Raw genomic sequence first — 22,539 nt, 5'->3', positions numbered from 1 at the left:
GGGGCAACGGTATCGTCCGCCGCGTGAGTCCGACGGACAACTCCCCCCTCGATCTCGTGACCGTTGACACGGCACTGGCCGAGTTCGTCGACCGACAGCGGGCGCGTTGGGCGGGCGTCGATCCCGAGCTGACCGGCTTCATCGACGCCGCGGCCGACTTCGTCGCGGACGGCAAGCGCATGCGACCGTTGTTCTGCCTGGCCGGCTGGCGGGCCGCGTCGGGCACCCCGGCCGACTCCCCCGCTCCTGCGGGCGTGGTCACGGCCGCGGCCGCGTGGGAGTGGCTCCAGGGCAGCGCCCTCGTCCACGACGACCTGATGGACGCCTCCGACACGCGCCGGGGTCGGCCGAGCGTGCACCGGGCGTTCGAGCAGCGCCACCGTGACGAGCTGCGGGTCGGCGACCCGGTGGGCTTCGGCGCCGGCACCGCGATCCTGCTCGGCGACCTGATGCTGTCGTGGTGCGACGAGATGCTGCGTCACGCGGCCACGGTCGACCCGTCCCTCGCGAGCGGCGAGGGCGCCCTGCGTCTCGCCGAGGCCTTCGCCGTGCTCGACACCTGCAAGAGCGAGGTGACCTTCGGGCAGTACCTCGACATGGTCGCGCAGACGCGGGCCGAGGTCGACGCGGACGCGGCGATGCTGGTCGTGACGTTCAAGTCGGCCAAGTACACGATCGAGCGCCCGCTCCACCTGGGCGCCGTCCTGGGCGGGGCCGACCAGTCCCTGCTCGACCGGCTCAGCGCCGTGGCGATGCCGCTCGGTGCCGCGTTCCAGCTGCGCGACGACGTCCTCGGCGTGTTCGGCGACCCGGCGACGACCGGCAAGCCCGCAGGCGACGACCTGCGGGAGGGCAAGCGCACCCTGCTCGTCGCACGAGCCCTCGCCCGCCTGCCCCTGCAGGACGCAGAACGGCTCTCCACCGTGCTGGGCACCCCCGAGGGCGTGGGCGAGGCGACCGCCCTCGTCCTGGCCAGCGGAGGGCTCGACGACGTCGAGGCCGCGATCGATCGGCACGCCGCCGAGGCGACCGCAGCACTGTCCGCGCTGCCCGACGTGGCACGGGCGACGCTCGAACCGCTCATCGAGCGCTCGGTCCGCCGAGATCGCTGACCCACTCACTAGACTCGCCCGACAGGGCCGTCTGACCGTCGGCTCATCGGATCGCGCTCGCGGCAAGGAGGTGGCGGCATGGCAGTCGTGGGTGACGACGCGATGATCGGCCAGCTCGTCCACGGCCGGTACCGCATCGTCGAGTTCATCGCGCGCGGCGGCATGGCCAGCGTCTTCCGCGCCCAGGACACCCGCCTGGACCGCGAGGTCGCCGTCAAGATCATGCACCAGGGTCTCGGCGATCCGGAGCAGTTCACCGAGCGGTTCCAGCGCGAGGCCAAGTCGGCGGCGCGACTCAACCACCGCAACGTCGTGGCGGTCTTCGACCAGGGCAGCGACGGACCGATCACGTACCTCGTGATGGAGCTCGTGCCCGGCCGCACCCTGCGCGACGTCATGCGGCACGAGTCCCCCATGCCGACCTTGCGGGCCCTCGACCTGGTCGAGCAGGTCCTCATCGCTCTCGTCGCGGCGCACGACGCCGGCATCGTTCACCGCGACATCAAGCCCGAGAACGTGCTCATCACGCCCGATGGCAACGTGAAGGTCGCCGACTTCGGCCTCGCCCGCGCGGTCAGCGCATCCACGACGGCGACGGGCAAGACCCTGATCGGCACCGTCTCGTACCTCGCGCCCGAGGTGGTCGTGAACGCCGGCACGGACGCCCGGTCCGACGTCTACGCGGTCGGCGCCATGACCTACGAGATGCTCACGGGGGTCAAGCCGCACCACGCCGACACCCCCATCCAGGTCGCGTACAAGCACGTCCACGAGGACATCGGTCCCCCGTCGGACGCCCGACCCGGACTCCCCGACTACGTCGACGCCCTCGTGGCCCGCGCCACGAGCCGCGACCGCGACCGCCGCTCGGCCGACGCTCGGGTGCTGCTGCAGCAGCTGCGCCAGGTGCAGCACGCGCTGCGCGAAGGCGTCGAGGACGACCCCGAGCTCGCTGCAGACCTGCGCCCCTCCCTGGTCCCCCCGCCGTCGGTCGACGGCGACGAGGACACCGCTCCCGTCGGGCCGGCCTCCGGCGCCGGTGAGGGCGTCGACACCGAGCTGGTCGCCGGGTCCGCAGGCGTCGGCACGTCGACGATGGTGCTGGGCGGCGCGACCGCTCGCCCCCCGGCGCCTCCCGGCCAGGACCCCAGCCGCGGAGCGCCGTCGCCGCCGCGTCGTCCCGAGCCCCGCACGGCCGCTCCCCAGCCGCCCGGCAACGACCGCCAGCACTCCAAGCGCGGCCGGGTCCTGCTGGTCCTGGCCCTCCTGCTGACCCTCCTGGCGGGCCTCGGCGGCTGGTACTTCGGCATCGGTCGCTACGACCCGGCGCCGAGCCTGGTCAACATGTCCGAGCAGCAGGCCAAGGCGGAGGCCGAGGAGGCCGGGTACTCGTTCTCGGTCGACTCGCGCGACTTCTCCGAGACCGTGCCGCTCGGCACCGTGATCTCCACGAGTCCCGGCCCCGGCGACCGCATCCTGCCCGGCGACACGATCGACGCCGTGATCTCCAAGGGCCCCGAGCGCTACGTCGTGCCGGACCTGCGCGGTCAGACGCCGGAGGCCGCCGAGACGATCCTGGCCGACACCAAGCTCGAGCTCGGTGACGTCGCGGAGTCGTACGACCAGGAGGTCCCAGCCGGCCAGATCATCGGCGTCCAGGGCGTCGCCGTGGGCGACCAGGTCAAGCGCGACACCGCCATCGACGTCATCGTCAGCCTCGGTCGTGAACCGCTCGACGTGAACGACTACACCGGTCAGAGCAAGGACGCCGCAACGTCCGGGCTCACCTCCGACGGGTTCGTCCCCCAGGTGCAGGAGCAGTTCAGCGAGACCGTCGCTGCCGGCATCGTCATCAGCCAGAACCCCAACGGCGGCCAGGCCCTGCGCGGCGACCCGGTCACGATCGTCGTCTCGAAGGGCCCGGAGCTCTTCGCGGTTCCGAATGTGGTCGGCATGAAGAAGGACGAGGCGATCAGGACCCTCGAGGCCGCCGGATTCGTTCCCGATGCCGCCTCCTTCGGCAACAACCGCAACTACACGGTGATCGGCCAGACGCCCAGCGGCGGCTCGCAGCAGAAGAAGGGCACGACGGTCAGCTTCTTCGGCGTCTGACCTGGACGATCGTCTAGGATTTGTCCATGGACGAGACCCCGCGGATCGCACCCGGTGGACTGCGCGAGCTCGGGCTCGTGAACCACGGCATCAGCACGATCGCCGGCAAGGTCGTGGGTGGGCCCCGGCCGAACATCTTCACGACCCTCGGTCGCCAGCGCGGCCTCTTCCGCGCGTGGCTCTGGTACTCCGGTCGGCTCATGCCCGGCGGCAAGCTCCCCCGTCGAGAGACCGAGCTCGTGATCCTGCACGTCGCCTCCACCCGCGAGTGCGCCTACGAGCTGAACCACCACCGCCGCATCGGCCGCCGGGTCGGCCTGACCCGTGAGCAGGTCGACCGCGCCGGCGACCGCGACTGGACCGGGTGGACCGACCGCGAGCGCGCACTCCTCGAGGCCGCGCACCAGTTCGTCACGACGCGCGACATCGACGACGCCGCGTGGGCCACGCTCCGCGACCACCTCGACGAGGCGACCGCGATCGAGTTCTGCCTGCTCTGCGGTCAGTACGACTCGCTCGCCACGACCCTCATGACCCTCCGCGTCCAGCCCGAGGCCTGACGAGCGTCAGTCGGTCGCCTCGCCCAACATCTGGGCGACCAAGAACGCGAGCTCGAGCGACTGCGCGCGGTTGAGGCGCGGGTCGCAGAGGGTCTCGTAGCGCGTCGACAGGTCGGCGGCCGACAGCCGGTTGCCGCCGCCGATGCACTCGGTGACGTCGTCGCCGGTCAGCTCGACGTGCACGCCGCCGGGCCACGTGCCGAGCGAGCGGTGCACCTCGAAGAAGCCCCGGACCTCGTCGATCACGTCGTCGAACTCGCGCGTCTTGTAGCCGTTGTCGGTGGCGAACGTGTTGCCGTGCATCGGGTCGCAGACCCACGCGGCCTCGATGCCGGCAGCGGTGACCTTCTCGACGATGCCCGGGAGGCCGTCGCGGATCTTGCCCGCGCCGAAGCGGGTGATGAAGGTCAGCTTGCCCGGGATGCGGTCGGGGTTGAGCTTCTCGGCCAGCGCGATCGCGTCGTCGGCCGACGTCGTCGGACCGAGCTTCACGCCGACCGGGTTGGCGATGCGGCTCAGCAGCTCCACGTGGGCGCCGTCGAGCTGCCGCGTGCGCTCACCGATCCACAGGAAGTGGGCCGACACGTCGTACGGCTGCTCGGTGCGCGAGTCGATGCGCGTGAGGGCGTGCTCGTACTCGAGCAGCAGGGCCTCGTGCGAGGAGTAGAAGTCGACCGTGTGCAGCTGGGCGGGATCGACGCCGATCGCGTCCATGAACGACAGCGCCTTGTCGATCTCGCGGCCCATCGACTCGTACCGCTGGCCCAGGGGGCTGCTGCGGACGAAGTCGTTGTTCCACGAGTGCATCTGCCGCAGGTCGGCGTAGCCGCCCTTCGTGAAGGCACGCGCGAGGTTCAGGGTGGCCGAGGACGCGTTGTAGACGTCGACGAGGCGCTGCGGGTCGTGCGCGCGACTCGCCGGGTCGAAGTCGAAGCCGTTGACCGCGTCGCCGCGGTACGCGGGCAGCGTGACGCCGTCGCGGGTCTCGGAGTCGGAGGAGCGCGGCTTGGCGTACTGGCCGGCCAGGCGGCCGACCTTGACCACCGGCACGCTGGCCGCGTACGTCAGGACGACGGCCATCGACAGCAGGACCCGCAGCTTGTTGCGGACGTTGTCGGCGGTGACGCCCTCGAAGGTCTCGGCGCAGTCGCCACCCTGGAGCAGGAACGCCTCGCCCCGTGACACCTGGGCAAGGCGGTCGCGCAGGGCGTCGCACTCGCCGGCGAACACCAGCGGCGGCATGCGACGCAGGGTGTCGACGGCCGCGTCACGCGCGACCGGGTCCGGGTACGTGGGCTGCTGCGCCGCGCCGATCGCGTGCAGGTCAGCCAGGGTGGGGATGCTCACGCGCCCAGGATATCCGCCGGGCGAACCGGCCGACGCCGCGGCTCAGCGCCCGCTGCCCAGCTCCTCGTGCACCTCGGCGGCCTCGGCGTCCTCCTTGGCCTTGCTGGCGAGCTTCTTCGCGTCCTGCGCGTACAGGTCGACGTACTCCTGGTCGGAGAGCCGCATGATCTCGTACATGATCTCGTCGGTGATGGCGCGCAGGATGTAGCGGTCGCCCTCCATGCCCTCGTAGCGGCTGAAGTCGAGGGGCTGACCGAAGCGCACGCCGGGACGGATGCGCTTGCCGAAGACCTTGCCGGGCGGCGCCACGACGTCGGTGCCGATCACCGCGACGGGGACGACCGGCACGCCGGACTCCAGCGCGATGCGGGCAACACCCGTGCGGCCCCGGTACAGCCGGCCGTCGTGCGACCGGGTGCCCTCGGGGAAGATGCCGCACATCTGGCCCTCGTCGAGCAGGCGCAGCTGGGTCTTGATCGCGCCGGCGGCGGCGGAGCCGCTCGTGCGGTCGATCGGGACCTGGCCGGAGCCGGAGAAGAACGTCTTCTGCAGCCAGCCCTTCACGCCCGGCCCCTCGAAGTACTCGGCCTTCGCGACGAACGTGACACGGCGCGACAGCACGAGCGGCATGAAGAGCCAGTCGCTGTAGGACAGGTGGTTGCAGGCCAGGATCACGCCGCCGTCCTTCGGCACGTTCTCCAGTCCGTCGGCCCACGGTCGGAACACGACGCGCAGCAACGGTCCCAGGGCAAGAAACTTGAGGAACCAGTAGAACAACGCGGCCTCCTTCGGCGGGTCCGCGCCGACTCTACTCCGACGTGACGTCCGCGACATACGATGGCGTCATGGCGAGCCGATCAGCAGCATCCAGCACCGCGGTGCGATCCGAGGCGTACCCGCTCGTGCACGACGGCGGGTCGGTCGGATTCCTGCTCAGTCACGGCTTCACCGGCTCCCCTGTCTCCATGCGTCCGTGGGGCGAGCACCTCGTCGAGCAGGGCCACTCCGTGCGCGTCCCGCGCCTGCCCGGCCACGGCACGACGTGGCAGGACATGAACCGCACGCGGTGGGAGGACTGGTACGCCACCGTCGAGCGCGACCTGCTCGACCTCCGCGAGCGCTGCGACCACGTCGTGGTCGGCGGCCTGTCGATGGGCGGCTGCCTGGCCCTGCGGCTGGCCGAGCAGCACGCCGACAAGGTCGACGCCGTCGTCGTCGTGAACCCGGCCGTCGCGTCGCTCCGCAAGGACATCAAGCTCGTGCCGCTGCTGCAGCACGTGCTGCCCTCGATGCCGGGCATCGGCAACGACATCAAGAAGTCGGGTGCCGACGAGTACGGCTACGACCGCACCCCCCTGAAGGCGCTGGCGTCGATGACGCAGCTCTGGAAGGACGTCCGCGACGGGCTCGGGTCGATCACCGCTCCACTGCTGTTCTTCCGCTCCACCGACGACCACGTCGTCGATCCCCTGAGCCGCGAGCTCGTGCTGGCCGGCATCTCGTCGAGCGTCGTCGAGGACGTCACCCTGCACGACAGCTTCCACGTCGCGACGCTCGACCACGACGCGCCGTTGATCTTCGAGCGCACCGACGCCTTCGTGCAGCAGCACGTCACGGGCGCGCCCACGGGAGGGTCCGGTGCCTGACGACGCCGACCGCATGCGCACGCGCTTCGACGAGATCGTCGAGGGGCTCGAGCTCGAGCTGCCCGACGACCTGACACCGGCCGAGCCCGTCCGCCCTCCCGAGCCGAGACGGGCCGAGGTACCGCCCGAGCTCGAGGTCGAGTTCGACGACCTGCCGGACGAGCAGTTCTACCGCGACGTCGAGCCGCTGCACCTGCCGAAGATGGCCTGGCCCACGACCCTCGCGTGGGTCGCGGCGGTCGGCGTGCCGGCGCTGCTGGTGGTCTGCACCATGATCGGCGTCTTCCTGCCGCGCGGCGTGGTGCTCGGGGCCGGCTTCATCGCCGTCGCCGGGGCGACCTACCTGTTCTCGCGGCTACCCGCGCGCGGCCGGCCGGATTCGCCGGACGACGGCGCCGTGCTCTGACCCTGGCCATGTCGGCCGCACCCACGAGTCCGGCGTCGGGCCCCAGGTGGGCGCGCACGATGCGGGCCTCCGACCGGAAGCCGCGTCCGACGAGCTGATCGGCGTGCGCCGCGCGCGCCGGACCGAGCAGCATCTCGTCGGCGTCGCTCAAGCCACCGCCGATCACGAACAGGCCCGGGTCGATCGAGGCCGAGAGGTTCGCGAGTCCGACGCCCAACCACCGTCCGACCTCGGCGATCCACTCCAGGGCCGTCTGGTCGCCGGCGGCGGCGAGGCGGGTGACGTGGGTGCCGTCGACCTCGGTGGAGGCGGGGTCGTCGAGGCGGGCCAGCTCGAGCAGGCGAGCCCCCGCAGGGGTACCGGCGGCCACCTCGGCGGCGGCGCGGCGCGTGAGCACGCGGCCGGAGGCGTACTGCTCCCAGCAGCCCCGGTTGCCGCACTCGCACGGCAGCCCGTCGGGCACGACCTGCTGATGACCGAACTCGCCGGCCATCCCCTGGGCCCCGCGGTACGGGTGCCCGTCGATCACGATCGCCCCTCCGATGCCCGTGCCCAGCGTGACCGTCACGACGTCCGGCACGTTCTGGGCGGCGCCGAAGCGCCACTCCGCCCAGGCGCTCGTGTTGGCGTCGTTGTCGACCAGGACGGGCAGTCGGGTGCGGCGGGCCACGCGGTCACGCAGCGGCTCGTTGCGCCAGGCGAGGTGCGGCGAGAACATGACGGTGGACTGCGAGACGTCGATGAAGCCGGCCGCACCGATGCCGACGGCCTTGACCGGGTACTCCGCCCGGAGCTCCTCGGTGAGCTCGGCGATCGCCGTGAGCACCAGCTCGGCATCGGTCGACGGGGTCGAACGACGTCGACGGGCCAGGATGCGGCCGTCCTCGTCGACGACCCCGGCCGCGATCTTGGTGCCGCCGATGTCGATGCCGACGGCGAGCCGATCAGGCATGGACGTCGCTCGGGCGACCGACGGGGATCCCCGCGAGGTCGGAGGCGCCGACCAGGCCCGCCTCGTTGCCGAGCTCGGCCGCCACGACCCGTGGGCCGGGCCGGTCCGTGCCACCCGTGATCGAGGCCGCGAGGCCCTCGCGCACCGGATCGAGCAGCAGGTCCCCGGCCTCGGCCACCCCGCCGCCGATCACGACGACCTCGGGATCGAGCACCGCCACGAGCGTCGCGATGCCCTCGCCGAGGTCGCGGCCGAACTCCGCGAGCAGGTCGCACGCCTCGGGGTCGCCGGCGATGACCAGGCGGGTGATCTCCGGGCCGGACACGGGTCCGCCGTCGGCGGACGTGAGCCGCCCCTGGGCGCGTCGCACCAGGGCCGTGCCACTGGCGTACTGCTCCAGGCAGCCGTGAAGTCCGCAGCCGCACAGCAGGCCGTTCCGCTCGAAGCGGACGTGCCCGACCTCGGCGGCGATGCCATGGGCGCCGCGCACGAGCTGGCCGCCCACGACGAGCCCGCCACCGACACCCGTGCCCACCGTGACGGCGAGCATGTGGTGGGTGCCGCGGCCGGCACCGAAGCGGTACTCGCCCCACGCAGCGGCGTTGGCGTCGTTCTCGACCACGACGGGGACGTCGAGCAGGCGCGCGACGTCCTGGCCCAGCGTGGCGTCGTTCCAGTCGATGTTGGGGGCCGTCAGCACCGTGAGCCGGTCGGCCGAGATGAATCCAGCCGCACCGATGCCCACGCCCGCGACCGTCTCACCGTCGGCCACCTCGGCCACGAGCTCGGCGATCGCGGCGGGGATGTCGGGCGCGTCCGGGGTGGAGCGCCGGGCCGAGCGGTGGATCACTCCGTCGCCGTCGACGATGCCGGCGGCGATCTTCGTGCCCCCGACGTCGACCCCGATGCGCAGTCCGCCCTGCTCGCTCATGGTTGCTCCTCCCGGCTGCCGGTGGCCTTCTCGACCGCGTCGCGCACGACCTTCAGCAGCTCGGCGCCCGCCACCAGCACCTGCGCCACGACCTCCGGGTGCTCCTGCAGGTAGTCCGCCGCCTGGCAGAACGGGCACCACCCGTGCGGGCACGCATGGCTCGACGCGCTGGCGGCATCGGAGGCGGGCTCGCCGCCGGTCACGACCGCAGCGAACAGGCGCGCCGCTTCCTCGGCGAGGCTTCCGACCGGCTCCTCGGAGTCAGGCACCGGCGGCCTCGACGTGCTGCTTGAGCCCCTTCAGGGCGGAGTCGATCACGACCTTCTCGGCCTTGCGCTTCAGCATGCCCAGCAGCGGGATCGAGACGTCGACCCGCAGCTGGTAGGTGACCTTGGTGCCGCCGTCAGCGGGCTCGAGCACGTACGTGCCGTCCATCGAGGTCAGGACCTCTCCGGCCTCGACGATCTCCCACGAGACGCTCGCGTCGCCGTCCCACGTGTACCCGAGCGTGTACTCGTCGCGGATCGGCGTCGCGTCCAGCGCGAAGCGGACGGTGCCGGGGCGGCCGTCGGCGTCGGTCGTGAGCACCGCGCTCGATCGCACGCCGGTGGCCCAGTCGGGGTACGCCGCGAAGTCGGCGATGACGGCCATGACGTCGGCCGCGGGTGCGGCGACGACGATGTCACCCGAGGTGCGCGCCATCGTGAAACTCCTGACTCGTGGTCCTGGGTGGTCACTCTATCGGCGGGCTCGAGCAACGGGGGCGCGCACTCCGAGTAGCCTGCCGGAGTGAGCTCCGATCCCTTTCTCGGCAACCTGACACTCGACGTCATCGACCGCCTCGGGGAGCCCGACTCCCCCGCTCTGTCCCGCCGCACGGCGAACGGCTGGAGCGAGGTCTCGATCGGGACGTTCCACCGTGAGGTCACGGCCGTGGCCAAGGGTCTGGTCGCCAGCGGCGTCCAGCCCGGCGACCGCGTCGCCATCCTGTCCAAGACCAGGTACGAGTGGACGCTGCTCGACTACGCGATCTGGTGGTCCGGTGGCGTGACGGTGCCGATCTACGAGAGCTCGTCCACGGCGCAGATCGCCTGGATCCTCGGCGACTCCGGAGCGGTCGCGTGCGTCGCGGAGTCGTCGGCCCACGTCGAGCGCGTCAACGCCGCGAGCCCCGAGGCCCCGGACCTCCGCTCGGTCTGGTCGCTCGAGTCCGATGCCGTCGCGGCCCTGACCGCGGCCGGGCACGACATCAGCGACGCCGAGCTCGAGGCGCGTCGCTCCACGCTCACGCCGGAGACGCCCGCCACCCTCATCTACACCTCGGGCACCACGGGTCGCCCCAAGGGCTGCGTGCTGACCCACGGCAACTTCCGGGCCGAGCTGGCCGGCGCGCTGGAGCGGCTCCCGCAGCTGTTCAGCGTCGAGGGCGCCTCGACCCTGCTGTTCCTCCCGCTCGCCCACGTGTTCGCGCGGATCATCCAGATCGGCTGCATCCGGTCCGGTGCGGTCCTGGCCCACACGGCCGACATCACCGACCTCACGACGCACCTCGGCGAGTACCGGCCCACCTTCGTGCTCGCCGTGCCGCGCGTGTTCGAGAAGGTCTTCAACACCGCCAGCACCCGCGCGTGGGCCGACGGCAAGGGCAAGATCTTCGACAAGGCCGTCTCGGTCGCGATCGCGGTCAGTCGTGCGGAGTCCGACGGCCGCAAGGCGTCCCTGGCCCTGCGCGGCCAGCACGCCCTGTTCGACCGGCTCGTGTACGCCAAGCTCAGGGCCGCGCTCGGCGGCCGCGCCGAGTGGGCCATCTCCGGCGGCGCGCCGCTGGGCGAGCGGCTCGCCCACTTCTACCGCGGCATCGGGGTCTCCGTGCTCGAGGGCTACGGGCTCACCGAGACCACGGCGGCCCTCACCGTCAACACGCCCGACGCGCACCGCGTGGGGTCGGTCGGCCAGCCCTTCCCCCGCACCGAGGTCCGCGTCGCCGAGGACGGCGAGCTCCACTTCCGTGGCCCGCAGGTGTTCACCCGCTACTGGAACAACGACGAGGCGACGGCCCAGGCGCTCGACGCCGACGGCTGGTTCGCCACGGGCGACCTCGGTGACGTCGACGCCGACGGCTTCGTGCGCATCACGGGTCGCAAGAAGGAGATCATCGTGACCGCCGGCGGCAAGAACGTCGCCCCGGCCGTGCTCGAGGACCGCGTGCGCTCACACCCCGTCGTGAGCCAGTGCCTCGTGGTGGGCGACGGCAAGCCGTTCATCGCGGCGCTCGTGACGATCGATCCCGAGGGCTGGGAGGGCGACCTGGACGCGCCCGAGCTCAAGGCCAAGGTGCAGGAGGCGGTCGACGACGCCAACACCCTGGTCTCGCAGGCCGAGTCGATCCGCAAGTTCGTCATCCTCGACGAGGACTGGACCGAGGAGAACGGCTACCTGACCCCGTCGTTCAAGGTCAAGCGCACCGCGGTGCTGCGCGACTTTCACGACACGGTCGAGGCGCTGTACGTCAGGTAGTCCTGCCACTCGGTCGTGAGCTCGGCGAGCGAGGTGTCAGCCGCTGCGAGCGCCTGCTCGAGCGGCGTGCCGGCGATGACGGCGTCGTAGACCTGCAGCACGGTGGCGTCGCCTCCGTGCTCGCGCCCGAGGACGTCGACCGCCAGCCAGGCACCCTGGTAGGCCGCGCCCGACGTGGGGCCGGCGAGGTCGGCTGCCGCGGGCAGCGCGCCCGGTGCACCCGCGCCCGCCACCTGCTGCAGGAGCGCCCCGGCGGCGATGCTCAGAGGCGTCGTGTCCTCGCGCAGCGCCACCCAGTCGGCGAACCCCTCGACGATCCAGGGCTCTGCCGTGGACCCGACCGCGCCGGTCATCGCGTGGGTCAGCTCGTGGGTGACGACGAGCTGACGACCCCGGGCGTCCATGCGGTCGAACTCGCCGGGGTTGAGCACCACGACGGGCACGTCGCCCCCCGGCAGGTCGATCGCCACCCCGGCCACCGGTCCCAGCGCGTCGACCGTGCGGCCGAGCACGGCCGCTGCCAGGTCTGCCGTCGGCGGCACGACCACGACGGCAGGACCGGCCTGCCCCGTCAGACGCGCGACCTGCGCCTGCGCGACCTCCACGAGTGCGGGCGCCTCGGGGATGCCCGCACCGTCGACGCCGTCGACGGTCACGAGCGTCACGCTGCCGGCCGTCTGCAGCGTCAGGCTCCCGCTGAGCCACAACGGAAGGGGGTCGGTGCCGGCACCGTCCGCTCGAGGCTCGAAGCCCAGCAGGTCGACCGTCTCGGCTCCTGCGGACGGCCGGACCCTGAGGCCGAGCGTCGCGGTGACCTCGTCGGACGCGCCCAGGACCGCGCCGGGTGCGACCGTCCATCGGACGCGGACGACGGCCGACCTGCTGCCGTCGCTGCGGTCGGCGGCGTCGGCCAGGCTGACGAGGGCCACGTCGACGCCGTCGACCCCGAGCGACTGGCGGGCCTGCCAGGTCGTCGCCGCGAGGTCACTGCCTCCCGGTCCGAACCCCTCGGCCCAGGTCGACGGGTCGACCGCGTCGGCCAGCGACACGAGCTGCGATCGCAGGCTCGTGTCGAGGTCGGACTCGTCGCCGCCGGCGGCAGCGTCGTCCGACGACCACGGTTGCTGCCAGACCAGGAGCACCGCGACCAGGGCGACCAGCACCGCGGCCGCGACGACCGTCGGCGTGAGGCGACGCGGCGTGGTGCTCACGGGCGAGCGAAGCGGGTCAGCCGACCCGGCCCGCCTTGGTGAAGTTGCTGCGCAGCGACGCGACACGCACCGAGCTGCCCGAGCTGGGTGCCTCGACGACCTGGCCGTTGCCGAGGTAGATGGCGACGTGCGACATGTCGCCGTAGAAGACGAGGTCGCCCGGCTGGATGTCGCTCATCGAGATCTGCTGCGAGGCGCCGTACTGGGTGCGAGCGGTGCGCGGCAGCGAGACGCCGGCGGCCGCGAACGACGCCTTGGTCAGGCCGGAGCAGTCGTAGGAGTCGGGGCCGTTGCCGCCATAGCGGTACGGGGTGCCGATGCGCGAGAGGGCGAAGTCGATGGCCGAGCCGGAGAACCCGCTCGGCGCGGCGGCCGGGTTGGCGGGGATCGAGGCGTTGTTGGCCGTGTCGAACTGGGCCCGCTGCGCCTCGTCGAGGGCGGCGAGCTGCGACTGCGCGGCGTCGTAGGCGTTCTGGACCTCGGCCTGCTTGGCGTCGGCGTCGGCCTTGTCGGCGTCGAGCTGCGCCTTGAGCTGCTGGAGCTGGGACTGCCGGCTCTGCAGGTCCGCGGAGGTGGCAGAGAAGGACTCCAGCGCCTCGACCTGCGTGGAGTTGAAGGCCTGGACGGCGCTGAGGCCCTCCAGGAACGTCTCGGGATCGTCGCTGCCGAGGAGGCTGGCGGTGGCGCCGAGCGGGGTGTCGATCTGCTGCTGCACGATCACGGCACCGAGGGCGGCGCGCTGCTCGTCGTAGGTCGACTGGATCGTGGCGATCTCGGTGTCCAGCGCGGCGATCGAGGCCTCGGCGGCCTGGATGTCGCTCGTGAGCTGGTTGACCTCTTCGTTGACGGCGGCGGCGGTGTTGAACGCCTGCTCGACCTGCGCGACGGCGTCGGCGCGATCAGGCTCGGCCTGGGCCGTTCCGCCGACGAGGCCGGCACCGAGCACGATGGCCGTCAGGGCCACGAGGAGGCGACGAGGGGTGTTTCGGGCAGGGTGGTGAGTGGAGGCCACGCACTTCTCCAGACGATCGGACACCGTGCCGCCTCGGGCGTCTTCCCCACGCCCGTCCAGCACGATGGTGCGTCCGACGCCGATCGGGGGGATCGGCGTTCTCCGGACGCACAAGGAGTCACCTTACGCGCCCGACGGTGGGGTCTTCAAACTTCAGGCGGAATCGGTGCGGCGCTCGGGGATGCCGACGACGAGACGCAGCGGCGGCACGAGACCGCCCGCCGCGAGGGCGTCGAGCGCTGCCTGCTCGTCCGCCGCGATCTCGATGCCGACGGGCGGTCCGCCCAGCAGCACCGTGACGACGCAGTCGCCGCAGGCGGCCGGACTGCGCACGACGCACCGGTCGCAGTCGATGCCGACGGGCTCGTGGGGTTCTGTGTTCATGTCGGCGACGCTAGGTCGCCCCTCGGACAGTTTCGCCTGGCGACGGGCCGTGACCAGGACGCACGGAACTGTCCGAGCCGGCGCCTACCGTGACGCTCCATGAAGGACGCGCGATGGCATCAGGGCGCGATCGACGACCTCGGACGGCTGCTCTCGGACATCACGTTCTGCGTCGTGGACCTCGAGACCACGGGCGGTTCGCCCGCCGGAGGGTCGAAGATCACGGAGGTCGGCGCGGTCAAGGTGCGCGGAGGCGAGGTCCTCGGCGAGTTCCAGACGCTGGTCAACCCCGACGAGTCGATCCCCGCCTTCATCACGGTGCTGACCGGCATCACCGACGCCATGGTCATCAGCGCGCCCCGCATCGCCGAGGTGCTGCCGAGCTTCCTGGAGTTCGCGCACGGCACGGTGCTCGTGGCCCACAACGCCCGCTTCGACACCGGGTTCCTCAAGCACGCCGCCCGCGAGCTCGAGATCCCGTGGCCGAAGTTCGAGGTGCTCGACACCGTCGTCCTCGCTCGCCGCGTGCTGCTGAAGGACGAGGTGCGCAACGTCAAGCTGTCCACCCTGGCCGCCCACGTCGGCGCCACCACCACCCCCAACCACCGCGCCCTCGACGACGCCCGAGCGACCGTCGACGTCCTCCACCACCTGATCGGCCGGCTCGGCTCGTTCGGCGTGCACTCGCTCGAGGAGACCCGCGACTTCACCTCGACCGTCACGGTCGAGCAGCGGCGCAAGCGCCACCTCGCCGACAAGCTGCCCCACACCCCCGGGGTCTACCTGTTCCGCGACCGGCGCGACGAGGTGCTCTACGTCGGCACCTCCGGAGACGTGCGCACGCGGGTCCGCTCGTACTTCACGAAGGCCGAGACCCGCACGCGCATGGGCGAGATGGTCAATCTCGCCGAGCGGGTCGAGGCCGTCGTCTGCGCCACACGGCTCGAGGCCCAGGTCCGTGAGCTGCGGCTGATCGCCCGGCACCGCCCGCCCTACAACCGGCGCTCGAAGTTCCCCGAGCGCACGACGTGGATCCGCCTGACGAACGAGCCGTGGCCCCGACTCTCGATCGTCGGCACGGTCACGGCCGACGCGGTCCACGTCGGCCCCTTCCGTGGTCGGGCTGACGCCGTCAGCGCCCTCGACGCCCTGCACGAGGAGTTCCAGGTCCGCCAGTGCACGCAGCGCCTCGGCCGCGCTCCTCGCTCCTCCCCCTGCGTGCTGGCCGCGATGGGCCGCTGTCTCTCGCCGTGCGACCAGTCGGTCACGCCCGAGCGCTACGGCGAGGAGGTCGAACGGCTGCGAGCCGCGCTGGAGTCCGACCCCGAGGCCGTCGTGACCCGGCTGGGCCAACGCATGAGCGCACTCGCAGGCGAGGAGCGCTACGAGGACGCCGCGGTCGTGCGCGACCGCCTCGCGGCCCTCGTGCGCGGCGTCACGCGCACCCAGACGCTCCTCGAGGTCACCCGCGAGCCCGAGATCGTCGCGGCCGCCCGGCGGGCCGACGGCTGGGAGATGCACGTCGTGCGGCACGGTCGGCTGGCCGCTGCCGGGGTGCTCCCCCACGGACGCCCGTACGAGCCGTGGCTCGACCAGCTGCTCGCGACGGCCGAGTCCGTCGAGCCGGGCGACGGGCCGGTGCCGGCCTGCACCGTCGAGGAGGTCGAGGTCGTGCGCCGGTGGCTCGTCTCCCCGGGCGTGCGCATCGTGCGCGGCGGCTGGCACGCCACCTTCCCGGGCGCGGGCCGGCACGTGCGCTGAGGCAGGAGCCTCAGAGACCGATGCTGAAGGCGGCGTCGAGGTCGTGCTGGCTCACGGTGCGGAAGGCGATCTGGGTCTGCGTCGCCTCGACGCCGTCGACCGTGTTGATGCCGTCGGTCACGGTGGTGGCGACCGCGTCGATCGAGCGCACGCGCACCATCGCCACGAGGTCGAGGTCACCCGTCACGGAGTAGACCTCGCTGACGCCCTCGACCTGCGAGATGGCGTCGGCGATGCTCGACAGGCGAGCGACGTCGGCATGGATGAAGACGATCGCGGTGATCACGTCAGCAGCCTACGCCGACAGCTCGGCGGTGGCGGCCGCCCACTTCGTCAGCACCTCACGGGCCGCGCCGGAGTCGATCGACTCGCGGGCGCGCTCGATGCCGGAGGCCAGCCGCTCGGTCAGCGTGCCCGGCTCCGCGGCGTGCGCGGCGATGCCGGCGCCGGCGTTGAGCAGCACCGCGTCGCGAGCGGCACCCTCCTCGCCCTCGAGCACGCGCACGAACACGTCGGCGTTGTAGGCGACGTCCCCACCGGCCAGGGCGCCGGCCGGAGCGAGGGCGAAGCCCAGGTCGGTCGGGTCGAGCGTCTCCTCCGCCACCTCGCCGTCTGCCACCACCCACACGCGCGAGGTGGTGGTGGTGGTCAGCTCGTCGAGGCCGTCGTCGCCGCGGAACACCAGCCCGTCGCAGCCGCGCTCCGCGAGCACGCCCGCCATGAGCGGCGCCATGCTCACGTCCGCGCAGCCGATCGCGATCGCCGACGGCGACGCCGGGTTGGTCAGCGGGCCGAGGAAGTTGAACGTCGTGGGGATGCCCAGGGCCGAGCGAGCAGGACCGATGTGGCGGAACGACGGGTGGAAGACCCGCGCGAAGCAGAACGTGATGCCGGCGCGGTCGTAGACGTCGACGATGCGGTCGGCCGGCACGTCGAGCCGCACGCCCAGCGCCTCCAGGACGTCGGCCGAGCCGCTCGTGCTCGACGCCGAGCGGTTGCCGTGCTTCACGACGCCGGCGCCGGAGCCTGCCGCCACGACCGCCGACATCGAGGAGATGTTGACGGTGTTGGCGAGGTCGCCGCCGGTGCCCACGATGTCGAGCACCCGGTCGGTGACGGTGAGCCGCACGGCCGACTCGAGCATCTGGTCGGCCAGGGCCTGCAGCTCGGCCCGGGTCTCACCCTTCGTGCGCAGCGCCACCGCGAAGCCGGCGATCTGCGGGTCGGACGCCTGCCCGTCCAGGATCTCGCCCATGGCCCAGCGGACCGCGTCGGGCTCGAGGTCGCGACGCGCCGTCAAGGTGGACAGCACGTCGGGCCACGTGAAGGTCATGAGGTCTGTGCGACGACGGTGCGGAGCACGCCGATGACCGTCTCCGCGAAGGTCAGCGGATCGATCGGGTGGCTCGCGACGGCATCGGCCCGCGACCAGTGCGCGAGCCAGGCGTCGCCCGGCCGCCCCGTCACGACGACGACGGGCGGGGCGTGGAAGATCTCGTCCTTGATCTGTCGAGCGATGCCGAGTCCGCCGACGGGAACGGACTCGCCGTCGAGGATCACGAGGTCGACCTGGTGCGACGCGCGCTTCTCGTCGAGGTGCTGGAGGACGACGGCCTCGGTCGCGACCTCCACGAATTCCAGGGCTGGCAGATCGGGGTGGGGCCGCGGTCCGAGCGCCTGCAGCACGGAGTGTCGGACGTCGCGGTCGTCGCTGTACACGAGGACACGCAGGGGTCGGTCATGAGCCACGTTCGGATCGTACATAATGATCGCGTGGCGACTACTTCTGCGATCCCCGCGTCCCGACTTCACGGCCAGGAAGGCCGCCCGTCCATGGTGACGGTCGGCACGATCATCTGGCTGGCGAGCGACCTGCTGTTCTTCGCGGCACTGTTCGCCGCGTACTTCACGGTCCGCAACGTGACTCCCGAGCTCTGGGCGCAGGAGACCGAGCTGCTCAACGTTCCGTTCGCCACGGCCAACACCACGATCCTGGTGCTGTCCTCGGTCACCTGCCAGTTCGGCGTCTTCGCCGCGGCACGGGGCAAGGCCGGCCGCAGCGGCTCGATCCTCAACGTCGGCCAGTGGGGCATGCGCGAGTGGTTCATCCTCTCCTTCCTCATGGGCTCGATCTTCATCGGCGGCCAGGCCACCGAGTACGCCGAGCTCGTCGAGCACGGCCTGACGCTCGACTCCTCGGCCTACGGCAGCCTCTTCTACCTCGCGACCGGCTTCCACGGCATCCACGTCGTGGCCGGTCTGCTGTGCTTCCTGCTGGTCATCGGACGCACGTTCGTGACGCGGAAGTTCACGCACGAACAGGCCATCTCGGCGATCGTCGTGTCGTACTACTGGCACTTCGTGGACGTGGTCTGGGTGGCGCTCTTCGCCTCCATCTACCTCCTGCAGTGAGCAAGGCTCACCTAACCCGTTCTACCCGCCCTCGCGGGGTTAGTCTTGGTCCACGACACGCTGTAGTAGTCATGACATGGAATTGAGGTTCCCGGTGCGCACCTTGTCGACCCGGCGGCGGCATCCCCTGGCCAACGTCCTCGTGATCCTCGGGGCGCTCGCGGTGGCCGCCGTGCTCTACATGGCGTTCGCGCCCAAGGGAGCCACGGCGGAGACCTCGTCGCTCGACGATATCGAGGCCGGCCGCGACCTGTTCGTGATCGGCTGCGCGAGCTGCCACGGCCAGAACGCCGAGGGCATCACGACGACGAGTGACGGCAACTACGGTCCGTCCCTGATCGGCGTCGGCGCGGCCGCCGTCGACTTCCAGGTCGGCACGGGCCGCATGCCCATGGCGCAGAGCGCTCCGCAGGCGCCCCGCAAGAGCGTGGAGTACACCGACGAGGAGATCACCCAGCTCGCGGCGTACATCGCCTCGCTGGCGCCCGGCCCGGCGATCCCCGAGGACGAGTACCTCGAGTACGAGAGCGCCTCGGCCGAGGAGATCAGCCTCGGCGGCGAGTTCTTCCGCACCAACTGCACCGCCTGCCACAACTCGGTCGGCGCCGGCGGCGCCCTGCCCGACGGCCGCTACGCCCCGACGCTCGAGAACGTCAGCGCGAAGCACATCTTCGAGGCCATGCAGACCGGCCCGCAGCAGATGCCGGTCTTCTCCGACGACGTCATCACGCCCGAGGACAAGCGCGCCGTCATCTCCTACATCAAGGCCGTCCAGGAGCAGCCCAACTACGGCGGCTTCGGCGGCGGCGGCATCGGCCCGGTGGCCGACGGCGTCTGGGTCTGGCTGTTCGGCATCGGAGGCCTCGTGGGCTTCGCGATCTGGATCTCCGCTCATGGCACGCGTTCGAACAAGAAGCCGAAGGGGGCCGAGAAGTGACCGACCTCGACCAGCACACCTCGAACCTCCCCGCGGCCGAGCCGATCGCCGACCCGGGTCTGCCCGAGCACACCTACCGCGTCACCGACGTCGACGAGTCGCAGGCGCGTCGCACCGAGCGCCAGATCTCGCTCATGTTCGGCATCGCCACGGTGCTCGCCCTGGGCTTCGCGGTCGCGTACTTCACGATCGACTTCGACCAGACGTTCCTCGGCTGGTCGGCGCAGAACTTCGCCCTGGGCTTCACGTTCGGCGGCGCGCTGCTGCTGATCGGCATCGGCATCATCCAGTGGGCCAAGAAGATCATGCAGGACCACGAGATGGTCGAGATGCGTCACCCGGCGAAGTCGTCCGACGACGACCGCCTGGCGGTGCTCGAGGACCTCAACGCCGGCATCAAGGAGTCGCAGATCGGACGCCGTCCGCTCATCCGCAACTCCCTGCTCGGCGCGGTCGGCGCGCTCGCCATCCCCGGCGTCGTGCTGCTGCGCGACCTGGGTCCGCTCCCCCACGGCCAGTCCCACACGGTCTGGAAGAAGGGCATGCGGGTCGTCAACGACATCTCCGGCCTGCCGATCCGTCCGGCCGACCTCGAGGTGGGACAGCTCGTCAACGCCGAGCCCGCCGTCTTCTTCCCCGCCGAGGGCGAGGAGGAGGCCGAGATCCACGGTCACGAGCTGCTCGCGGCGAAGTCGAAGGCCGCCGTCATCGTCGTGCGCATGCGCCCCGACGACATCACCCCCGACGCCGAGAAGGCGAACTGGGGCATCGACGGCATCCTCTGCTACTCCAAGATCTGCACGCACGTCGGTTGTCCGATCTCGCTGTGGGAGCAGCAGACGCACCACCTGCTGTGCCCGTGCCACCAGTCGACCTTCGACCTCGCCGACAACGGCAAGGTCATCTTCGGGCCGGCGTACCGTCCGCTCCCCCAGCTCCCGCTGGGCCTGGACAGCGAGGGCTACATCATCGCGATGAGCGACTTCCTCGACATCGTGGCCCCGAGCTACCCCGAGCTGGCGCGTGACCAGAAGAAGCTCGACGAAGAGAACAACCGGGACGGTGCGTGATGGCGACTGACACCTACACCGACATCCAGGACACGAAGGTCGGCCAGAAGGCCGCCGGACCTGTCGGATGGATCGATGACCGACTTGGCGTGGCCGGCATGGCACGCAAGAACATGCGCAAGATCTTCCCCGAGCACTGGTCGTTCATGCTCGGGGAGATCGCGCTGTGGAGCTTCGTGGTGCTGCTCATCAGCGGCACGTTCCTGACGCTGTGGTTCCAGCCCAGCATGGGTGAGACGGTCTACAACGGCTCCTACGAGCCCCTCAAGGGCATCGAGATGTCGCAGGCGTACGCCTCGACGCTCGACATCTCCTTCGACATCCGTGGCGGCCTGCTCATGCGGCAGATCCACCACTGGGCCGCCGCCCTGTTCGTCGCGGCGATGATCGTGCACATGCTCCGTGTGTTCTTCACGGGTGCGTACCGCAAGCCGCGCGAGGTCAACTGGCTCATCGGCGTGGGCCTGCTGATCCTCGGCATGGTCGAGGGCTTCGCGGGCTACTCGCTCCCCGACGACCTGCTCTCGGGCACGGGCCTCCGCTTCGTGGACGGCCTGATCCGCTCGATCCCGCTGGTCGGCTCCTACGTGGAGTTCTTCCTGTTCGGCGACGAGTTCCCCGGCGAGCTCATCATCCCCCGCCTCTACATGGCGCACATCCTGCTGATCCCGGCCCTGATCCTGGGCCTGATCGCGGCGCACATGCTCCTGCTCGTCTACCACAAGCACACGCAGTGGCCTGGGCCCGGACGCACCAACGACAACGTCGTCGGCTACCCGATGCTCCCGGTCTACGCGGCCAAGGCGGGCGGCTTCTTCTTCGTCGTCTTCGGCTTCACGGCGCTGTTCGCGGCCATCATCCAGATCAACCCGGTCTGGGCGTACGGCCCGTACAACCCGTCGGAGGTCACGGCCGGTTCGCAGCCTGACTGGTACATGGGCTTCTCCGAGGGCATGGTCCGTCTGATGCCGGGCTGGGAGAGCACGTTCTTCGACCGCACCTGGAGCTGGAACGTCGCGATCCCCGGCCTCGGTGGTCTGGGCATCCTGTTCACCTCGCTCATGCTGTGGCCGTTCATCGAGCGCTGGATCACGCAGGACAACCGCGAGCACCACCTGCTCGAGCGTCCGCGGGACGCTCCGACGCGCACGGCGCTCGGCGTGGCCGGCATGACGGCGTACGGCGTCGGCTGGGCCGCGGGCGGCAACGACATCATCGCGATCCAGTTCGGGCTCGACATCTACACGCTGACGTGGATCTTCCGGATCGGCCTGTTCGTCTTCCCGGTCATCGCGTTCCTCATCACGCGTCGGATCTGCATCGGTCTGCAGCACCGTGACCACGACAGCGTGCTGCACGGCTTCGAGACGGGCGTCATCGAGCGGTCGCCCTCGGGCGGCTACAGCGAGCGTCACGCCCCGCTGCCGGTCGCGACGCAGTACACGCTCACGACCCGCGAGCGCCTCCCCGAGCTGGAGGCGGCCGAGACGGTCGACGCGAACGGTGTGGCCTCTCCGGCCGGGCGCAAGGACAAGCTGCGCGCTCGCCTGCGGCACTTCTACTACCAGGGCGTGCTCGACAAGCCCACGGTCGAGGAAGTGCACCACGCCGAGGAGCACCTGGGCGACTTCCAGGGTCACCCGAACCAGATCGGCGACGAGTTCGGTGGCGTCTCCGACGCGGGTGTTCCCAAGTCGCACTGACCCCAGCGTCACCACGGTCGAAGGCCGGCTCCCCCACCGGGGAGCCGGCCTTCGCCGTTCCCCACCCCACCCCCGGGCGGTGAGCTAGTCGCCTGTCCCGACCCCGGGCGGTGAGCTCGTCGCCCATCCGGCCCTGCGAAGGACGACTCACTCACCGCTCCCCCGGGAAAAGGGGACTAGCTCACCGCTCCCGGCCCTGCGGGCGACCAGCGGCCCGCACAGAACCGCCCACCGACCACCGCCCCGGGCGGTGAGATAGCGACCAGTGCCGAGGCCGGGCGGTGAGTGTGGGACCTGTCCAGAGGCTCCACTGGTCCCACACTCACCGCCCGGCGCCGGCACTGGTCCGAGACTCACCGCTCCCCCGGGCTGGTGGTTGGGCGGTGAGTGAGAGGCGGCTCGCGGGTCCGGGCGGTGAGCCTGTGACGTCTCAGGGGCGTTGAGACGTCCCTAGTTCATCGCCCTG

General features: G+C 71.2%; 23 protein-coding genes. 11 read left to right on the top strand and 12 right to left on the bottom strand.

All coding sequences use genetic code 11. The features are described 5' to 3' along the window. Window positions 1-23 precede the first annotated feature (23 nt). The 3 genes from LO931_RS10660 (at window position 24) to LO931_RS10650 (ending at window position 3,784) form a co-directional block, all read left to right on the top strand. Complete coding sequence (locus LO931_RS10660) at window positions 24-1,112, top strand: polyprenyl synthetase family protein (RefSeq protein WP_229053576.1); 1,089 nt, start codon at window positions 24-26, stop codon at window positions 1,110-1,112. Window positions 1,113-1,190: 78 nt separating this feature from the next. Then, window positions 1,191-3,224, top strand: a complete 2,034-nt coding sequence (gene pknB / locus LO931_RS10655) for a Stk1 family PASTA domain-containing Ser/Thr kinase (RefSeq protein WP_229053575.1) — start codon at window positions 1,191-1,193, stop codon at window positions 3,222-3,224. A gap of 26 nt (window positions 3,225-3,250) precedes the next feature. Continuing rightward, window positions 3,251-3,784 carry a carboxymuconolactone decarboxylase family protein gene (locus LO931_RS10650; RefSeq protein ID WP_229053574.1) on the top strand — a complete coding sequence of 178 codons (534 nt, stop codon included), beginning with the start codon at window positions 3,251-3,253 and terminating at the stop codon, window positions 3,782-3,784. A 6-nt stretch (window positions 3,785-3,790) separates the two neighbouring features. Here the strand turns inward: LO931_RS10650 and LO931_RS10645 are convergent, their stop codons facing one another. Next, the gene (locus LO931_RS10645; RefSeq protein ID WP_229053573.1) at window positions 3,791-5,131 is read right to left on the bottom strand and encodes a class II 3-deoxy-7-phosphoheptulonate synthase; all 1,341 of its coding nucleotides are present in this window, start codon (window positions 5,129-5,131) and stop codon (window positions 3,791-3,793) included. Between the two features lie 42 nt (window positions 5,132-5,173). Continuing rightward, window positions 5,174-5,908: a 1-acyl-sn-glycerol-3-phosphate acyltransferase gene (locus tag LO931_RS10640; RefSeq protein WP_229053572.1), complete on the bottom strand. Its 735-nt coding sequence runs from the start codon at window positions 5,906-5,908 to the stop codon at window positions 5,174-5,176. 68 nt (window positions 5,909-5,976) lie between these two features. Between LO931_RS10640 and LO931_RS10635 the strand changes: the two genes are divergently transcribed. Beyond that, window positions 5,977-6,777 (top strand): carboxylesterase, encoded by an 801-nt coding sequence (locus tag LO931_RS10635; RefSeq protein ID WP_229053571.1) that lies wholly within the window; start codon window positions 5,977-5,979, stop codon window positions 6,775-6,777. After that, window positions 6,770-7,183, top strand: a complete 414-nt coding sequence (locus LO931_RS10630) for a hypothetical protein (RefSeq protein ID WP_229053570.1) — start codon at window positions 6,770-6,772, stop codon at window positions 7,181-7,183. Before LO931_RS10635 ends, LO931_RS10630 begins: the two co-directional genes overlap by 8 nt. Here LO931_RS10630 and LO931_RS10625 read toward each other — a convergent pair. From LO931_RS10625 to LO931_RS10610, 4 genes are read right to left on the bottom strand one after another with little or no spacing between them, the layout of a single operon-like run. Then, window positions 7,095-8,135, bottom strand: coding sequence for an ROK family glucokinase (locus LO931_RS10625; protein WP_229053569.1), 1,041 nt, complete (start codon window positions 8,133-8,135; stop codon window positions 7,095-7,097). The two genes, LO931_RS10630 and LO931_RS10625, sit on opposite strands and share 89 nt — an antisense overlap. Beyond that, a complete protein-coding gene (locus LO931_RS10620; RefSeq protein WP_229053568.1) occupies window positions 8,128-9,066 on the bottom strand; it encodes an ROK family protein in 939 nt (312 codons plus the stop codon). The genes LO931_RS10625 and LO931_RS10620 overlap by 8 nt, the downstream gene beginning before the upstream one ends. Next, window positions 9,063-9,335, bottom strand: a complete 273-nt coding sequence (locus LO931_RS10615) for a hypothetical protein (protein WP_229053567.1) — start codon at window positions 9,333-9,335, stop codon at window positions 9,063-9,065. The genes LO931_RS10620 and LO931_RS10615 overlap by 4 nt, the downstream gene beginning before the upstream one ends. After that, window positions 9,328-9,768, bottom strand: coding sequence for an SRPBCC family protein (locus LO931_RS10610; RefSeq protein ID WP_229053566.1), 441 nt, complete (start codon window positions 9,766-9,768; stop codon window positions 9,328-9,330). The genes LO931_RS10615 and LO931_RS10610 overlap by 8 nt, the downstream gene beginning before the upstream one ends. 87 nt (window positions 9,769-9,855) lie before the next feature. Between LO931_RS10610 and LO931_RS10605 the strand changes: the two genes are divergently transcribed. Further along, window positions 9,856-11,583 (top strand): long-chain fatty acid--CoA ligase, encoded by a 1,728-nt coding sequence (locus LO931_RS10605; RefSeq protein WP_229053565.1) that lies wholly within the window; start codon window positions 9,856-9,858, stop codon window positions 11,581-11,583. Here the strand turns inward: LO931_RS10605 and LO931_RS10600 are convergent. From LO931_RS10600 to LO931_RS10590, 3 genes are all read right to left on the bottom strand, one after another. Further along, a complete protein-coding gene (locus LO931_RS10600; protein WP_229053564.1) occupies window positions 11,550-12,794 on the bottom strand; it encodes a hypothetical protein in 1,245 nt (414 codons plus the stop codon). The genes LO931_RS10605 and LO931_RS10600 overlap by 34 nt on opposite strands. Window positions 12,795-12,810: 16 nt before the next feature. Beyond that, window positions 12,811-13,806, bottom strand: coding sequence for a C40 family peptidase (locus tag LO931_RS10595; RefSeq protein WP_229053563.1), 996 nt, complete (start codon window positions 13,804-13,806; stop codon window positions 12,811-12,813). A 153-nt stretch (window positions 13,807-13,959) separates the two neighbouring features. Next, window positions 13,960-14,190 carry a hypothetical protein gene (locus LO931_RS10590; protein ID WP_229053562.1) on the bottom strand — a complete coding sequence of 77 codons (231 nt, stop codon included), beginning with the start codon at window positions 14,188-14,190 and terminating at the stop codon, window positions 13,960-13,962. A 99-nt stretch (window positions 14,191-14,289) separates the two neighbouring features. Here LO931_RS10590 and LO931_RS10585 point away from each other — a divergent pair, with 99 nt between their 5' ends. After that, window positions 14,290-15,951 (top strand): DEDD exonuclease domain-containing protein, encoded by a 1,662-nt coding sequence (locus LO931_RS10585; RefSeq protein ID WP_229053561.1) that lies wholly within the window; start codon window positions 14,290-14,292, stop codon window positions 15,949-15,951. A gap of 10 nt (window positions 15,952-15,961) precedes the next feature. Here the strand turns inward: LO931_RS10585 and LO931_RS10580 are convergent, their stop codons facing one another. The 3 genes from LO931_RS10580 to LO931_RS10570 are packed head-to-tail and all read right to left on the bottom strand — an operon-like array spanning window position 15,962 to window position 17,715. Beyond that, window positions 15,962-16,237 carry an Lrp/AsnC family transcriptional regulator gene (locus tag LO931_RS10580; RefSeq protein ID WP_229053560.1) on the bottom strand — a complete coding sequence of 92 codons (276 nt, stop codon included), beginning with the start codon at window positions 16,235-16,237 and terminating at the stop codon, window positions 15,962-15,964. A gap of 9 nt (window positions 16,238-16,246) precedes the next feature. Beyond that, a complete protein-coding gene (gene trpD / locus LO931_RS10575; RefSeq protein WP_229053559.1) occupies window positions 16,247-17,284 on the bottom strand; it encodes an anthranilate phosphoribosyltransferase in 1,038 nt (345 codons plus the stop codon). Beyond that, window positions 17,281-17,715: a hypothetical protein gene (locus tag LO931_RS10570; RefSeq protein ID WP_304523507.1), complete on the bottom strand. Its 435-nt coding sequence runs from the start codon at window positions 17,713-17,715 to the stop codon at window positions 17,281-17,283. The genes trpD and LO931_RS10570 overlap by 4 nt, the downstream gene beginning before the upstream one ends. Before the next feature lie 69 nt (window positions 17,716-17,784). Here LO931_RS10570 and LO931_RS10565 point away from each other — a divergent pair, with 69 nt between their 5' ends. The 4 genes from LO931_RS10565 (at window position 17,785) to LO931_RS10550 (ending at window position 22,073) form a co-directional block, all read left to right on the top strand. Then, on the top strand, window positions 17,785-18,363 hold the full coding sequence (locus LO931_RS10565; protein ID WP_229054279.1) for a heme-copper oxidase subunit III: 579 nt from the start codon (window positions 17,785-17,787) through the stop codon (window positions 18,361-18,363). A gap of 76 nt (window positions 18,364-18,439) precedes the next feature. Next, on the top strand, window positions 18,440-19,300 hold the full coding sequence (locus LO931_RS10560) for a cytochrome c (RefSeq protein ID WP_229053557.1): 861 nt from the start codon (window positions 18,440-18,442) through the stop codon (window positions 19,298-19,300). Beyond that, the gene (locus LO931_RS10555) at window positions 19,297-20,370 is read left to right on the top strand and encodes a ubiquinol-cytochrome c reductase iron-sulfur subunit (RefSeq protein WP_229053556.1); all 1,074 of its coding nucleotides are present in this window, start codon (window positions 19,297-19,299) and stop codon (window positions 20,368-20,370) included. Before LO931_RS10560 ends, LO931_RS10555 begins: the two co-directional genes overlap by 4 nt. After that, window positions 20,370-22,073, top strand: coding sequence for a cytochrome bc complex cytochrome b subunit (locus LO931_RS10550; RefSeq protein WP_229053555.1), 1,704 nt, complete (start codon window positions 20,370-20,372; stop codon window positions 22,071-22,073). The genes LO931_RS10555 and LO931_RS10550 overlap by 1 nt, the downstream gene beginning before the upstream one ends. Window positions 22,074-22,539: the final 466 nt, after the last annotated feature.

Source organism: Aeromicrobium sp. Leaf350 (genome assembly GCF_916858655.1).
GTDB lineage: Bacteria > Actinomycetota > Actinomycetes > Propionibacteriales > Nocardioidaceae > Aeromicrobium.
Note: the sequence above shows the minus strand (reverse complement) of the source record. Positions and strands in the feature narration are given on the sequence as shown.

What these genes read in the sequence shown, in the direction of transcription:
- pknB (WP_229053575.1), top strand. Translation starts at nt 1,191, where the DNA reads ATGGCAGTCGTGGGTGACGACGCGATGATCGGCCAGCTCGTCCACGGC.
- LO931_RS10650 (WP_229053574.1), top strand. Translation starts at nt 3,251, where the DNA reads ATGGACGAGACCCCGCGGATCGCACCCGGTGGACTGCGCGAGCTCGGG.
- LO931_RS10635 (WP_229053571.1), top strand. Translation starts at nt 5,977, where the DNA reads ATGGCGAGCCGATCAGCAGCATCCAGCACCGCGGTGCGATCCGAGGCG.
- LO931_RS10625 (WP_229053569.1), bottom strand. Translation starts at nt 8,135, where the DNA reads ATGCCTGATCGGCTCGCCGTCGGCATCGACATCGGCGGCACCAAGATC.
- LO931_RS10620 (WP_229053568.1), bottom strand. Translation starts at nt 9,066, where the DNA reads ATGAGCGAGCAGGGCGGACTGCGCATCGGGGTCGACGTCGGGGGCACG.
- LO931_RS10610 (WP_229053566.1), bottom strand. Translation starts at nt 9,768, where the DNA reads ATGGCGCGCACCTCGGGTGACATCGTCGTCGCCGCACCCGCGGCCGAC.
- LO931_RS10590 (WP_229053562.1), bottom strand. Translation starts at nt 14,190, where the DNA reads ATGAACACAGAACCCCACGAGCCCGTCGGCATCGACTGCGACCGGTGC.
- LO931_RS10585 (WP_229053561.1), top strand. Translation starts at nt 14,290, where the DNA reads ATGAAGGACGCGCGATGGCATCAGGGCGCGATCGACGACCTCGGACGG.
- trpD (WP_229053559.1), bottom strand. Translation starts at nt 17,284, where the DNA reads ATGACCTTCACGTGGCCCGACGTGCTGTCCACCTTGACGGCGCGTCGC.
- LO931_RS10570 (WP_304523507.1), bottom strand. Translation starts at nt 17,715, where the DNA reads ATGTACGATCCGAACGTGGCTCATGACCGACCCCTGCGTGTCCTCGTG.
- LO931_RS10565 (WP_229054279.1), top strand. Translation starts at nt 17,785, where the DNA reads ATGGTGACGGTCGGCACGATCATCTGGCTGGCGAGCGACCTGCTGTTC.
- LO931_RS10560 (WP_229053557.1), top strand. Translation starts at nt 18,440, where the DNA reads ATGGAATTGAGGTTCCCGGTGCGCACCTTGTCGACCCGGCGGCGGCAT.
- LO931_RS10550 (WP_229053555.1), top strand. Translation starts at nt 20,370, where the DNA reads ATGGCGACTGACACCTACACCGACATCCAGGACACGAAGGTCGGCCAG.